Annotated in this window: 11 protein-coding genes and 4 riboswitches; of the genes, 3 read left to right on the top strand and 8 right to left on the bottom strand. The window is 39.9% G+C overall.

The window, feature by feature from the left end; translation table 11 throughout:
- Window positions 1–209: 209 nt before the first annotated feature.
- The 3 genes from UB32_RS02310 to UB32_RS18910 form a co-directional block, all read right to left on the bottom strand.
- Window positions 210–866 carry a DsbA family oxidoreductase gene (locus UB32_RS02310; protein WP_277813871.1) on the bottom strand — a complete coding sequence of 219 codons (657 nt, stop codon included), beginning with the start codon at window positions 864–866 and terminating at the stop codon, window positions 210–212.
- 177 nt (window positions 867–1,043) lie between these two features.
- Window positions 1,044–1,895: an STAS domain-containing protein gene (locus tag UB32_RS02305; RefSeq protein ID WP_044390866.1), complete on the bottom strand. Its 852-nt coding sequence runs from the start codon at window positions 1,893–1,895 to the stop codon at window positions 1,044–1,046.
- Window positions 1,896–2,042: 147 nt separating this feature from the next.
- Window positions 2,043–3,227, bottom strand: coding sequence for a DUF5667 domain-containing protein (locus UB32_RS18910; RefSeq protein WP_052806924.1), 1,185 nt, complete (start codon window positions 3,225–3,227; stop codon window positions 2,043–2,045).
- An 85-nt stretch (window positions 3,228–3,312) separates the two neighbouring features.
- Window positions 3,313–3,394: riboswitch (cyclic di-GMP riboswitch) on the bottom strand.
- Window positions 3,395–3,571: 177 nt separating this feature from the next.
- Window positions 3,572–3,616, top strand: a riboswitch (PreQ1 riboswitch).
- Window positions 3,617–3,622: 6 nt separating this feature from the next.
- On the opposite strand from UB32_RS18910, the gene UB32_RS02295 reads away from it, so the two are divergent.
- Window positions 3,623–4,108 (top strand): QueT transporter family protein, encoded by a 486-nt coding sequence (locus tag UB32_RS02295; protein ID WP_044390864.1) that lies wholly within the window; start codon window positions 3,623–3,625, stop codon window positions 4,106–4,108.
- A gap of 38 nt (window positions 4,109–4,146) precedes the next feature.
- On the opposite strand, the gene UB32_RS02290 is transcribed toward UB32_RS02295, so the two are convergent.
- Window positions 4,147–5,271 (bottom strand): MBL fold metallo-hydrolase, encoded by a 1,125-nt coding sequence (locus UB32_RS02290; protein WP_044390863.1) that lies wholly within the window; start codon window positions 5,269–5,271, stop codon window positions 4,147–4,149.
- A 345-nt stretch (window positions 5,272–5,616) separates the two neighbouring features.
- A riboswitch (cobalamin riboswitch) is annotated at window positions 5,617–5,795 on the top strand.
- Between the two features lie 205 nt (window positions 5,796–6,000).
- Between UB32_RS02290 and UB32_RS02285 the strand changes: the two genes are divergently transcribed.
- Window positions 6,001–7,863 (top strand): anaerobic ribonucleoside triphosphate reductase, encoded by a 1,863-nt coding sequence (locus tag UB32_RS02285; RefSeq protein ID WP_044390861.1) that lies wholly within the window; start codon window positions 6,001–6,003, stop codon window positions 7,861–7,863.
- Window positions 7,860–8,354: an anaerobic ribonucleoside-triphosphate reductase activating protein gene (gene nrdG / locus UB32_RS02280; RefSeq protein ID WP_044390860.1), complete on the top strand. Its 495-nt coding sequence runs from the start codon at window positions 7,860–7,862 to the stop codon at window positions 8,352–8,354. Before UB32_RS02285 ends, nrdG begins: the two co-directional genes overlap by 4 nt.
- A 167-nt stretch (window positions 8,355–8,521) precedes the next feature.
- Here nrdG and UB32_RS02275 read toward each other — a convergent pair whose 3' ends face one another.
- The 4 genes from UB32_RS02275 to UB32_RS02260 all read right to left on the bottom strand — a co-directional run bounded on the left by UB32_RS02275 (window position 8,522) and on the right by UB32_RS02260 (window position 13,210).
- Window positions 8,522–9,289 (bottom strand): 3-oxoacyl-ACP reductase, encoded by a 768-nt coding sequence (locus UB32_RS02275; protein ID WP_044390859.1) that lies wholly within the window; start codon window positions 9,287–9,289, stop codon window positions 8,522–8,524.
- A gap of 62 nt (window positions 9,290–9,351) precedes the next feature.
- Window positions 9,352–10,794, bottom strand: a complete 1,443-nt coding sequence (locus tag UB32_RS02270; RefSeq protein ID WP_044390858.1) for an acyl-CoA reductase — start codon at window positions 10,792–10,794, stop codon at window positions 9,352–9,354.
- Between the two features lie 23 nt (window positions 10,795–10,817).
- Window positions 10,818–11,912, bottom strand: a complete 1,095-nt coding sequence (locus UB32_RS02265) for a CoF synthetase (protein WP_052806923.1) — start codon at window positions 11,910–11,912, stop codon at window positions 10,818–10,820.
- Window positions 11,909–13,210 (bottom strand): solute carrier family 23 protein, encoded by a 1,302-nt coding sequence (locus tag UB32_RS02260; RefSeq protein WP_241768410.1) that lies wholly within the window; start codon window positions 13,208–13,210, stop codon window positions 11,909–11,911. Before UB32_RS02260 ends, UB32_RS02265 begins: the two co-directional genes overlap by 4 nt.
- Window positions 13,211–13,270: 60 nt before the next feature.
- Window positions 13,271–13,382: riboswitch (TPP riboswitch) on the bottom strand.
- Window positions 13,383–13,488: the final 106 nt, after the last annotated feature.

The raw sequence follows: 13,488 nt of genomic DNA, 5'->3' as shown, positions 1-13,488 counted from the left end.
TGAGCGTCACTTTTGGAGTATTGGCCATTACCATCACGACAGCCTTCTTCATCAGGTCACGAAATGCAAGAGCCATCGCCGATCTCGAAAAGAAGATAAGCTAATCAGTTTGGATAAAAGCTGCCTGCAAAAATCAGGCAGCTTATTTTCAATATATATCCATCCTCGTCTTTCTGTCTGTTATCGAGGTTATAATGAAACACTTCCGACTAGTTCTTTTTTGGAATTTCACAACCATCGTCGTCACAAATCATTCCATCATCATTGTTCAAAATAGTGATTTCACTCTCAGCGATGACTTTTTTCAACGTCTGGACGATCGTTTCAGTAGACTGGGCACCAGTAATAGCATACTTCTTATTGATCAGGAAGAATGGCACACCTGTGATCCCATACTGTTGGGCAGTGCTTTCATCAGCACGAACTTCTTCTGCCATTTCATTACTTGCGAGCATTTTCTCTACAGCTTCGCGATTCAGTCCAACTTCTCCGGCTAAGTCCACCAATGTTTCGTGGTCTCCAATATCCTTTGAATCCGTAAAATAGGCACGCAACAGCCTTTCCGTCATCTCAGCCATTAATCCATGGCTTTTCGCGAACATTGCTAAGCGATGGGCATCGAATGTATTTGTTAAAATCAACGTATCAAAATTATATTCCAGACCAGATTCCTTCGCCATCTGCACGATATTTTGCGTACTCGCCTTTGCCTGGGCGATGCTCATCCCATATTTTTTGGAGAGAGATTCATACATATTGAGATCTATACCTCGCTCCTTGTTTGGATCTAGCTCGTAGCAGCGGTATGTTACCTCAATTGGGTGGTCAATCTGTTTAATAGCGTCATCCAGACGCCTTTTGCCAATATAGCAAAATGGTCAAGCAAAGTCTGTCCACATTTCAATTTGCATTATGAATCCTCCTCTTAATCAAATCACATTATAGTATAGGTGTTAATCCAGCAAAATACACGAAATCCGACTCGGCAAATCAAGTCCCTGTTCTATAAGCCAAAAAAGCTGCCATGGCAGCTTTTTTTCCAATTAATATGCTTTTTGTAAGTGCTGAATTTCCTTAAAAGCCTGGTGTAGATTAGATTTCACCATGATTCCTTCCAGATTCAGTCCGAGTGTCACCATCGTATGAGCCACCTCTGGACGGATGCCGGTCATAATGGTTTTTACACCAACAAGCGAAAGAGCGCTAGTGACTTTAAATAGCTGATCGGCAACCATCGTATCTACAATCATAACGCCGGATACATCAAAGATAAGATGGGTCAGCTTTAGCTTAACCGCTTGGCTTAGCGTTTCTTCCATCAATAACCGCGCTCTTTCTGTATCCACATTCCCAACTAGAGGCAGGACACCGACCCCAGGCATTAACGGAACAACCGGTACGGAAAGTTCAAGCAATGCTGTTTTGGCATTTTCTAGACTCTTTTGATGTGCTTCAACAAATGTGAGACTAAAGCTGTATATTGCATGGTCCATCAACGGGTCAATAATATCCAAAACATCAAAGAAGACAGCAGTGGACATGTCCTTAGCCACTTCTCTAATCGCATGCCAAATATGTTCACGATAATAGGTAGAATCCTTTAGTGCTTCATCAAGAGAGGCACCAAGATTATAAATATATTCACCCGTTTCTTTTCCCCATGTTGTCAGCTTATCGAAAACCCCTTTAGGGTCTTCGTGCTCGATCAAGGCTTCACCGAACAGTTCAATAAAGTTGGCCCTGACTTCAAGTATTTGCTGCTCAACTTTCTCAAAATCATGTTTCTGTGCTTCCGTTAAGACACCGTCCGAAAACCTGTCTTCATGCACTGCCTTCGCAATTTGATTTTTTCTGTTAACTATTGCTTCACCTATGGTTTGCAGTTCTGTGGTCATTCCGATTCCTCCATATGTTCTATGACAATGATCACCTATCAATCCAAACTTAAGTATTCTATTAGGGACTGTTATTAATCATCATATCGCATAATAGGAATGTAGTACAAGTTTTTACCCTACAAACCTTACTATCTGTTTTTTGTTTTACTTATCCTGGCTTTCCTCGTCGTTGAGGTCGTCTTCTTCTGATTCTTCTTCATCATGCTTCTCTTTATTCTCTTTATTCTCTTTCCTTTCTTTCGTCTTGGCTTGTTCTTTTTCTGTTGTTTTCTCTTCTTGCTTCTCTTCTGCTTGGATCACTTGTTCTTTTTGATTTTCTTCGTTCTTCTCTCTCACTTCACGTTTTTGTTCTACAGCTTTCTTTTCTGTTTCCATTTCCTTTTTAGCAACCTTCACAGTGTCTGCCTTCGCTTTCAATTCTGTATCTGCCTTTTTTTCTTCTGTATCGGAAGCATTCGTACTCATCACCGTACTTGCGATTGAAGCCACTCCAGTACTAACTTGCTGTACAGTCAAATCTGGTTCTTTTGTAGTATCCGCTTCTTCAGCCTGTGTTGCTGCATCAGACCCTTCATCAACTGATCTCTCGTCTATTTTATCGGTATCCATTTCTTCTTCATCAGAAGATTTTTTATTGCCTGATACGAGTCCATTCATTTGCGAAGGATGGACTTTAAGTTGCTTTGCTGCCTGACCAAATCCAGCATTTTCCTCAGTAAATACCACGGCAACCTCTTCTACTGTCTTGCCAGCTGTTTTTGCAAGCCAAAAGATTTGTGCGATTTGTCCATAGCCTAAGTTTTGTTCGCGCAGTTTGGAGACCATTTCACGATCAAGCTCTTTTACTACGTTCGCGACAATTTTTGTTTGCTCTGTTTCCTCTGTAACTGATTCCTTTAGTCCATCTTCAAGTTCTTCAGTAATCCCTTCCTCAAGATTAGCTGCTTTTTCCAACTCTTCTGCCAATCGAGCTTCCCCAGTGGCATCGGTCTCTTTTTCAACAATAACCTCTGTGACCTTCTCTTGCGCTTTCTTAAGCGTTATCAAATAATCCTTAAACGTCTCTTGAACGAGTTCTCTCTTGTTTTCTTGCGACATAACGGATGCCTCAGCAAGTCTCTCATTTGCAAAGTCAAGCAGAAGCTGAGCTTCCTTTTCATTATCAAAGGTAAGGAAAAGCTGCAATTCTTCCAGTAATTGATCAAACGTAAATAAAAACTCGTCAGGTGTCGTCCCAGGATCAGCCGTTTCTACGACACCCTGCGCCGACACACCCGTACCAAAAGCAAGCAATCCTATTAAAATGGTTGATGCGACTAATTTATTCATTCCAATTCCCCCCATAGTATATTGGAATTAAAATCAAAAAAAGTGCTGTCCGAAGATCAGCACACATAAGATGACTATGTGAAGCTTCGGCAACTGGCTGGCTGGTCAAGACTTTAGCCCCTGTAGTTTTGCGTCCTCAGGTTCCCCTGAGTTTGCCTTTATCGGATTTTAATTCTATTTTTATCATACTTAATTGCCGAGTAAAAATAAATATTTTTTTTACTAAGATTGCTTTTCCTGATAGATTTTTCTTTCTGTTAAAAAGTAATTCCTTTACTCTTTTATTCTGAAAAATTCTGTTGTGACAGGGTCTATTATCCTATATAATATATAATTGGTGTTTAAATATCGTGGTTCGTAACCATCCCACGTAAAAAAACTAGGAGAGATGAATAATGAACACAAGAACGATTGTCCGTAACGGGATTCTGGCAGCTTTGTATATCGCTGTATCAGCTGTCATCCAGCCATTCGGTTTTACCAATGTACAATTTCGAATTTCGGAAATGTTCAACCACCTGATTGTTTTTAACAAAAAGTATTTCTTTGGGATTGTATTAGGCGTGTTTTTAACAAACCTGCTCTTTTCCCCGATGGTCGCCTATGACCTTGTGTTTGGAGTTGGCCAGTCAGTAATTTCTTTATTGGTTACGATCTTATCCGCTAAATACATTAAAAGTATTATCGGGCGAATGATTGTAAACACAGTGTTATTCACCTTCACGATGTTCCTGATTGCGATTGAATTGAATCTCGCATTCCAGCTGCCGTTCTGGTTCACATGGCTAACAACAGCCGCGGGTGAATTTATCGTAATGGCTATCGGTATTCCCGTAATGCTCGCGATCCATAAACGAGTAAATCTCGAGAAGTTGATATAAGAAAAGAAACCGCACGGATTTGATCCGTGCGGTTTTTATTACGTTTCATCATTAAAAACTCTATAGGATTCTGTCCTCCACCAGGCAAGGTCCGGAATCTGGTCTTCACCTACGATGACGGTTTCCCCAATTCTCGGAGTCGCAATCTCGACTCCAGATTCCTCTGCAGCCCGGACTGCCCGTTCAATTGGATCATGCCAGGCATGGAGCGACAGAGTAAATGCTCCCCAATGCACTGGAATGAGAAGCTTTCCTTTCACATCCTGATGTGCTTGTACCGTTTCTTCAGGAAGCATATGAATATCTGCCCAGCGTACGTCATATTGGCCGCATTCCATCAGCGTCAGGTCAAACGGGCCATATTTCTCGCCAATCTCTTTAAAATGCGAACCATAACCGCCATCGCCACTGAAATATATTTTTGTATCCCGGGCAATGATGACCCAAGAACACCAAAGCGTTGAGTTACGGTCGGCAAGTCCGCGGCCAGAAAAATGGCGAGCCGGGGTGCACGCGAGCTTAAGGCCTTCGAAAGTATATTCATTCCACCAATCGTGTTCACTGATCTTTTCTTCTGGAATTCCCCATCTTGCCAAATGGCTTCCAACACCGAGAGGAGTGATGAACTGTTTTACCTTTTCTTTCATATTCATGATTGAACCATAATCAAGATGATCATAATGGTCATGCGACAGTACCACAGCATCGATTGCTGGCAGATCCTCGATTTTGAAAGGAAGCTTTCTGCTGTACCGCTGGTTCTTGATTGGAAACGGTGTTGGCGCTTTCCCAAACATTGGATCAAACAGAATCGTTTTCCCCTCTACCTCAAGCATGAAAGCCGAGTGACCAAACCAGGTAACTCTTGCTGAATCAGCACGATCTATTCTTGGAGAATAGGGTACGATCGAAAGGGGAGTCCGAGGTTTTCTTTCGACCTTACTCTTTAAAAATTCCCTTATCATGGAAAGCATCGACCCAAAACTCGTATTCCACTCGTTTGTGTTCAGATTAACGAATTTTCCATTTTGATATTGCGGAGACTGTGCGAATAATTCCATCTTCTCTTTTGACTGCTTTCCGCCAAAAGTCGGATGAATCTTCACAACCGCATACCCAAGTCCAATAATCCCAATAAAAGTAAATAGTATATAGATGATCATGTTTTTATATAGCACCCTATTTCTTGAATTATGAAGGAGACAAAAAAGTTTTTTCTCGATTTCAATATCACCGTAGAACCTGTCCTTCCCTTATTCCTTAATTATTCCATAATTTTATTGATAAGGAAATCTAAACAGCTTACTCCCTTTTCCACTTTATATCGATGATAATACTTTTGAAACATCTTTCCCCGTTTGCCACCTCGAAAACGTTTGATTAAAAGTTGTTTTCCTCTCAAAAGATTTGACGTTACCTCCGTAAATCCTCGAATTATTTTCTGAGTATATGATAGATTTACTTTTTATTAGAAGAATGATAAACTCAATTTATCTACAACAATATATGGTGTTTAGTTATATATAGGTACTACTATATGTAGTTTAATAGGGAAGTTAGGTGCAATTCCGACGCTGTCCCCGCAACTGTAAAGCTGACGATGATTCAATGCCACTATGCAATCGCATGGGAAGGGAATCGGAGAATGAAGCTAAGCCAGGAGACCTGCCTATATAAAACAAATTTAAACATTTCTTCGGGGAGTAAGAAATGGAGACGGTTCACTTTCTTAAATTCTGAACGTTTCCATTTTATGCTGCCTATTACTGAATAGGCAGCTTTTTTATATTAAGGAAAGAAGGGGTTACATGAAACTTTACGATTTAAAAATTCGATAATATTTAGGAAAAATCAAGTATAAGTGATAATAGTTATTTAGGAGGAGAAAAAGAATGGAAACGAAGCAAAACCCTTTAAATCTATTAGAAGTATTCAAGGAAATTACAGGCAGTAAGAATCAAGACTTAATACAAGAAAACGCAAATGTCGATGGCAAAAGCCCTATGGGAATGATGGGACTCTTTGCCTCTACTAGTGCAAAGTTTTACGCAATTGAACATTTATTATCTGAAGAAGTAAAACTAGCTTATGAGAATGGTTATATACATATTCATGACTTGGATTATTATGTAACTGGAACAACAACATGCGTTCAAATCGCATTAGGAAAAGTATTAAAAAATGGCTTTGATACTGGTCATGGACATATGCGCGAACCAAAAAGCATTGTTTCTGCCATGGCATTAGTCTCTATTATTTTTCAATCTAATCAAAATCAACAACACGGTGGTCAAGCGATGAGTAACTTCGATTTTGATTTAGCCCCTTATGTATATAAGACGTACAAGAAAAATGTTCAATTATTAGAAGACGTTCAAGCCGGCTGTGACATTGAAGAAAAAGCATGGGAACTAACAGATCGAGAGGTTTATCAGGCTTGTGAAGCGTTTATTCATAATAGTAATTCCATGCATAGTCGGGGTGGTGGGCAAGTCCCTTTTATTAGTATTAATTATGGGTTAGATACTTCAAGGGAGGGTAGAATGCTTGTTAGGAATATGCTCCTTGCTACTCAAAAAGGATTAGGGAGTGGCGAAACACCGATTTTCCCAATTCAAATTTTTAAAGTAAAAGATGGTATTAATCTTAATCAAGGTGATGCCAATTACGATCTATTCAGATTGTCACTTCAAACAACAGCAAAACGACTTTTTCCAAATTATGTATTTGTGGATGCTCCTTTTAATTTACCCTACTATAAAGAAGGCGACCCTGAAACTCATATTGCAACAATGGGTTGTAGAACAAGAGTATTAGCCAATGTGAATGGTAAGTCCACTCCGGTGGGCAGAGGAAACCTATCGTTCACTTCTATTAACCTGCCCTTAATTGCGTTAGAAAGTGATGGCTTAGAAGAATTTTTCAAGAAGCTAGAGCATTATGTGGACTTAGCAAGTCAACAATTATTTGAAAGATTCTTATATCAATCGAACAAGACACCTGTAAATTTCAAATTCTTATATGGTCAAGGCATTTGGAGGGATTCAGAAAAACTAAATAAAGATGCCTCTCTAAAAGAGGTTCTTCGTCAAGGTACATTGTCCGTTGGGTATGTTGGTTTAGCTGAGGCATTAGTTGCCCTGACAGGGAAACATCATGGGGAAAGCGATGATGCTCAGGAACTAGGGTTAAAAATTGTTTCTTTTATGAAGGAAAAGATGGACCATTTTACAGAGATGACAAAATTAAATTATACCTTGCTAGCAACACCTGCTGAATCCTATGCAGGCAAAGCTTTAAGACTTGCTCGCAAAAAGCATGGGATCATAAAAGGAGTAACAGACAAGGAATGGTTTACGAATAGTAATCATGTTCCAGTTGAGTATAGGATTAATGCAATCAATAAAATTAAGAAGGAAGCACCTTATCATGCTTTAACAAACGCCGGTCACATTACATATATTGAATTAACTGAAGATGCTTCAAAGAATATTGATGCTCTAGAAACTTATGTTGTTGCTATGAAAGAAAATGGGATTGGTTATGGCAGTTTTAATGTACCAGTTGATCGCTGCCTTCAATGCGGGTTCAATGGTGTAATTTATAATGAGTGCCCTAAGTGTAATAATTACGAGGAACATAACATTGAACGCATAAGAAGAATAACTGGATACTTGGTAGGAAGCATGGACAAATGGAACAGTTCAAAATGGAATGAAGAAAAAAACAGAGTAAAACATGGGTATCAGAAATGAGAATTATGAAAATCGACACTGATTCAACAGATAATGGAAACGGTATTCGTACTGTCATTTATGTCTCAGGTTGTATACATTATTGTGAGGGATGTCATAATCCCTCCTCTTGGAATGTAAACCATGGGATGCAGTTCCGTATAAATGAATTAATAGACATTATCGAAGAAAATACTATCTCAGATGTAACAATAAGTGGTGGAGATAGTCTTACTTTTCAATATGAGGATACGTTGAGGCTAGTTAAGGAAATAAAAGCGCAAACAAACAAGAATATATGGTTATATACTGGTTATATATTTGAAGAGTTGCCTGAGACTAAAAAAGAGATATTACCTTATCTTGATGTAATTGTTGATGGGCGGTTTGAAGTAGCAAAAAAGGACTTACGCATCTTATTCAGAGGTTCGTCCAATCAACGAATTATCGATGTACAAAGAAGTTTAGAGGATGGTACTACGATTCTTTGGAAAGACGGCCAATACAACTAAAGAACTTTTAAACCTTATCCATCTATTGGGATTTAAAGGGTGGGTTCCATATTTTCAGAAAATGGTAGACTACCCCTTTGAATGAAAAGCGAATTATACAACAAAAGGAACACGAAAAAATTTAAGCCGCAAGCTTATTTATGCTAGCGGCTAGTGATTTGTTAGAGCTACCTCATCACTAATCCACCATCTATGTTTAAACATTGTCCGGTTATAAACGACGAACCTTCAGAAGCAAGAAAAACAACGGCGTTAGCAATGTCGTCAGGAGTTGCCAAACGTCTCATTGGCGTCAGCTGAATAATTGATTCGCGAACATCTTCCGTTGTTTCCACGCTAGAATCCGTTGGGTAAGTAAGCCCAGGAGAAACTGCATTCACAGTAATCCCGAAAGAGCCAAGGTCAGCTGCTAATGATCGGGTAAAGCCTAATAGTGCCATCTTAGCAGTAGTATAGTCATGATACGGAATGACAGGGAAATCGATTAAATTACTGACAATATTGATTAGTCTTCCTGACATTTGTTCTTTCATAAAAGGCATTGCTGATTGACATATGTTGTAAGCTCCTTTAACACTGCCATCCAATTGCTGTTGGTAGTCGTCCCAATTCGTTTCCCACGCTGTTTTCCTTGTTTTCGGATTAAACGTATAATGGCTTAAGGCATTGTTGACAACTATATCAATCCCGCCAAAACTGTCTGCCAATTGCGCTACCATTGCTTGCACTTGTTCTGGGTTTCGGACATCTGCCTGAAAGGCTTCTGCCTGACCGGAAAATGTTTTAATTTCGTTAACTACGTTTTCTGCTAGCTGTTGATTTTTAAAAAAATTCACGCCAACAAATGCCCCTTCTCTAGCCAACTTCTTCGCTATCGCTGCTCCGATACCCCTGCTTGCACCTGTAACTAAGGCAACTTTATTTTTAACCATCATACTAGTTTCTCCTTTCACTATTTCACAGCTAATTGAACAACAAGTCTTAAAATCATTCACTTCTACTCTACATCAGGGTCAAATCGCTCTAAAGTATCTTCAAGTCCACGTTCTATGTCGGTAAAACGCACAAAATCCAGTAAATTGAACCGCCCGTCATGATGCCATCCTGGCTTGGCACTGTTCATTTTTCCAACTTGCGTGAGTCGATTCATTCCAAGTTCACCCAAACGCTCAGCAATCGGGAAAAGCCTCTCGGGCGAGACTGCAAGTCCACAAGATTGTAAATAGTTTTCAAACGGTTGCATTTTACCTAGATCCGTTTCTAATTTTTCTGAATAAAAAACATGAATAAATCGATTCAATGGTGAGCCATCAAAACCAGGTTGATGATGATAAATAACTGTCCACGATGTATCTTGCTTGCTTGCATAGATGGCTATATTTTCATTCTTAATTGCTTCCAGTTCAGTTTGGTGTCGCAAATTTTGGATCGACATCGTTTCTTCGTCAGAAAGCGTTGCTCTCGGTCTTTTTTGGGCGTAACGAGCAAGTTCTGCTGCAAGCAATTGTGCAAATTGCTTTGGACTGATTGCACTGCCAGCTTCAACAAGAACCGCCTGCGGTGATAGACAGCTCTGCTGATCATAAATGGATATATCTTCGGCAAATTTATGTACTGTTTCATAGAAGCAGTCTGGTCTAAGCGCTTCTTTGCCAATAATAGCGAGACTGATTTTATGCCCATATGTTATAAACGTTTTTGACAAAGGCACGATTTTCCGGACTGCTTTTACTGTATTTTCCGATCCATAAACGACCACAGCCTCAGCGCTATTTACTGCTGCTTTCTCAAGTTCCGTCATCCCACCTTTCCACGGAAGGATCGCTATCGTTTCGGCCAATTGCGGATCTACCTCGGCAAGCGATTGAGTAAATAAAACTGGCAACAGAGGTTCTGCTGTAGATGTTTTGCCAAGATTAGCTGATTTAAGCAAGAGGCCCATAATCAAACTCCATATTTGCACACCAGGAACATTTCCGGAAAAAACATGAAAAATCGACCGTGGGCCATAGACTCGGCTTAATCCACCACTTTTTCGTGGACGAAATTCATCCAGCATCGCCGCTTGGTCAAATTCTTCATCTAAAAAGCGCAGTAATTCTTTTTTCCGAAAGGTCCTCATATATTTTTTCAATTCAAGCCGAACCATTTCCGGATCATACCCAGTGATTATTGGAAGCAGAGCTTCTGCCTGTATCCGAAGCGGATAACCAGGGTTAAGCCATTTTTGAATGGCTTGATCAATCTTGTTGACGATATCACCAGTTGTAAGGCGCTGTAAATAATCTACCCGATTTTGCTGAATTAGAGCAGTGATTTCTCGAATCTTTTCACTAGTTACTACAGGGTACTCCAGTTGGTAAGCGGAACCGATCAACTGTTCACGAACAATTGGAACATCAACAGCCTTTGGGATCCAATATGCCTGCAAAATTTGCATGATTCATGTCGCTCCTTTGCTAATCACTCGTTCGACTGCATTAGCTGATCAATAGCAATGGAACAGCCTCTTGCTTCCGAACCTTGCACCCTTCCAAGTATAACAAAACCATGTTCGGTGCGATAACCGATATCTTCTGTTAATATCGCTAGGCATGAATTCCAATTGGCCAAGTCGTAGTGAGCAATTACTCCCGACTTGCCATTTGGCACAGGTTCTAATGTGTCTGTGTCAAGAATCATCGTTTTCAACCAAGCGGGCCCCGTTTTATCAAAAATGGTCTGCCCACTTTCATATGTGGAAAGAATGGTTTGGTCATAGACTTGCGAACTTAATTCGGTCATCCCGTACATATTGATACACATATTTCGCTTAACATTGAAAATTTCAGCAAACATCCCGTATAATTTATCCATTTCAATTTCACGTGTTTGCCCTTTAAAGCCGCCAGTATCAAAAATCCGGCTACCAGCTGCCAGGTGAAAGCGAAGGTTTTTTTCTAGAAAATAATCCAATAAATGAACATAGGCAAACGTCGCTCCCATTAACATCACTGCTTCTCCGCGATCCTCGCACTCACGCAATGCAGAAGCGACTGTTTTCATTTCCAACCCAGCTTCAGTAAAAAAGAAACGGCTGTTTTCTGTGCCAAAGTATGTTACCGCATTTGATAAATAACGAGAAAGGGATGAATGTTCATTCAGATCAGCAGCTGGCGATAAAACAAAAATCATCATTTTATCAACATCCGGTAAGACAAACTTTTTAAACGGAGCATTCATTGAACCGTCCCAAACAGCAAGTGTCGGATGATAATTTTTCCCTTTGGTCTCCGGATTCGTTGTCCCACTTGTCATAAAAACGGCTGCCGCTTCCTCGGGCGGCTCGCAAGCAAGCATTAACTCTTTGTACCCTTGGATCGGCATTGGAGGAATTTCATCCCACTTTTTTACAGTCAATGGCGTTTTCCTCTTCGTCTGGCAAAATTTTTTATATGGAAGATTATGTTGAAATTGATATTGAAACAAAGTTACTGCCAATCCGTTAAAATTAGTTTCGCTATTTCCTTCAATGAATGAGAGTATTTGGTTGGCCATGATAATTGAATCCTGTCTCATCTACTCACTCCTTTTTTAAAATGCATTGGCAAATTTATTAAAACGAGTTGCAATACAATGGATGAAATAGCTGCAATAAAAATACTATTCGAAAAAAATGTTCCCGCAGTACCTGTAAGATCTTTAAAATATGTTGGTAAACTAATTGCTAAAAGCAATGATAACCCGATAATCATATAGTTGGTTTCTGTTTTTTCTGTTTTTCCAAGAATAGAGATTCCCGTAAACACAAGGCTTGCGGCAGCTGGCAAGAAAATCCCACCGACAACTGCATCTGGTGTCAACGCAAGCAAAGCGCCAGCCTTTGGCACAAAACCTAAAATAAGGAAAATAATTCCAGCTATTAAAACTGGTTGCCTCGATCCGACACCAGTAAGCCGTAATAACCCAACGTTTTGCCCGTAGGCAGTTGTAGGAAATCCTCCTATTAAAGAGGACACAAGGGAACCTGCTGATTCTCCAGCAAAGCCATTGCGGATTCGCTTTGAATCTAAGTTTATTTTTAGCATGTCAGCAGACGCTTCATATACTCCCATTGTCTCAATAATCGCAACGATATAGGCGGTAAAAAACGTCAAAAATGTTCCCCATTCAAATGCTAAGCTACCATATGGCAAAAAATGCGGCATACCGAACCAGCCTTTATCTGCAATCATGGAAAAATTCGTTTTTCCGAGGGTAAAAGCAATGATATCCCCGATCACTAGTCCAATAAGAAATGAGAATGATTTCCACTTACCTTTGCCAAAAAGTGATAAAAAAATAACGATCATCGCTGTTGGAATAGACATCGATAGCGTCTCAATTGTCGCAAAGGTCTCCATTCCAAGTGTGCCCCCTAAAAACTCATATAACGTAAAACCCGACAATGAAATCCCCACTACAAAGATTACTGTGCCCGTAATAACTGGGGTAAACAATGCTTTTAATTTGCCGATTAATCCAGTAATCGATAAGAAAAAGACAATGATTGCGCTTAAGAATATTCCGCCGCTTGCTGCGGCAAGTCCATTTGCTTTCCCCGCAGCGATCATAATCGAGTCAAATGCCGCAGATGGACCTTGAATAATCGGCAATCGGACAAGTTTCGTTGCTTGGACAATGGTCACAAGCCCTGCTGAGATAAATACGGCATTAACAATATTTGCCGAAAGTGTCAATGGCAGGCCAATCATCGCTGCGACAAAGATTGGGTCAAGCCAAACATTAGAAACAAATACATGCTGTAATCCATACAATATTCCTTGCCTAATAGGCAATTTTTCATCAATACCAATTTCAATTTTTTCATTTCCCAATATACTTCCCCCTCTTTTTTTAAAAAAAAATCACGCTTTATAATAAGCGTGAGAGGTAGAATATGTAATAAGACATATTCCCTCCGCTGGCATTACCCAGATCAGGTCAAATGGTCGACAGCAAACTAGCTATCCTCTCAGCCTGATTTCACAAGCTCCCCTTTTACGATTTCAGCAAAAAACCAAAACAAACTTCCGAATCGGCTCCTAGCGTCTTTCACCATTCTATCATATTAAATCAATAGCTAAAACTTCAGTTGAGTATTTTAATAGGATCC

The sequence above is a fragment of the Mesobacillus subterraneus genome, from assembly GCF_000934845.1.
Classification (GTDB): Bacteria; Bacillota; Bacilli; order Bacillales; family Cytobacillaceae; genus Mesobacillus; species Mesobacillus stamsii.
Note: the sequence above shows the minus strand (reverse complement) of the source record. Positions and strands in the feature narration are given on the sequence as shown.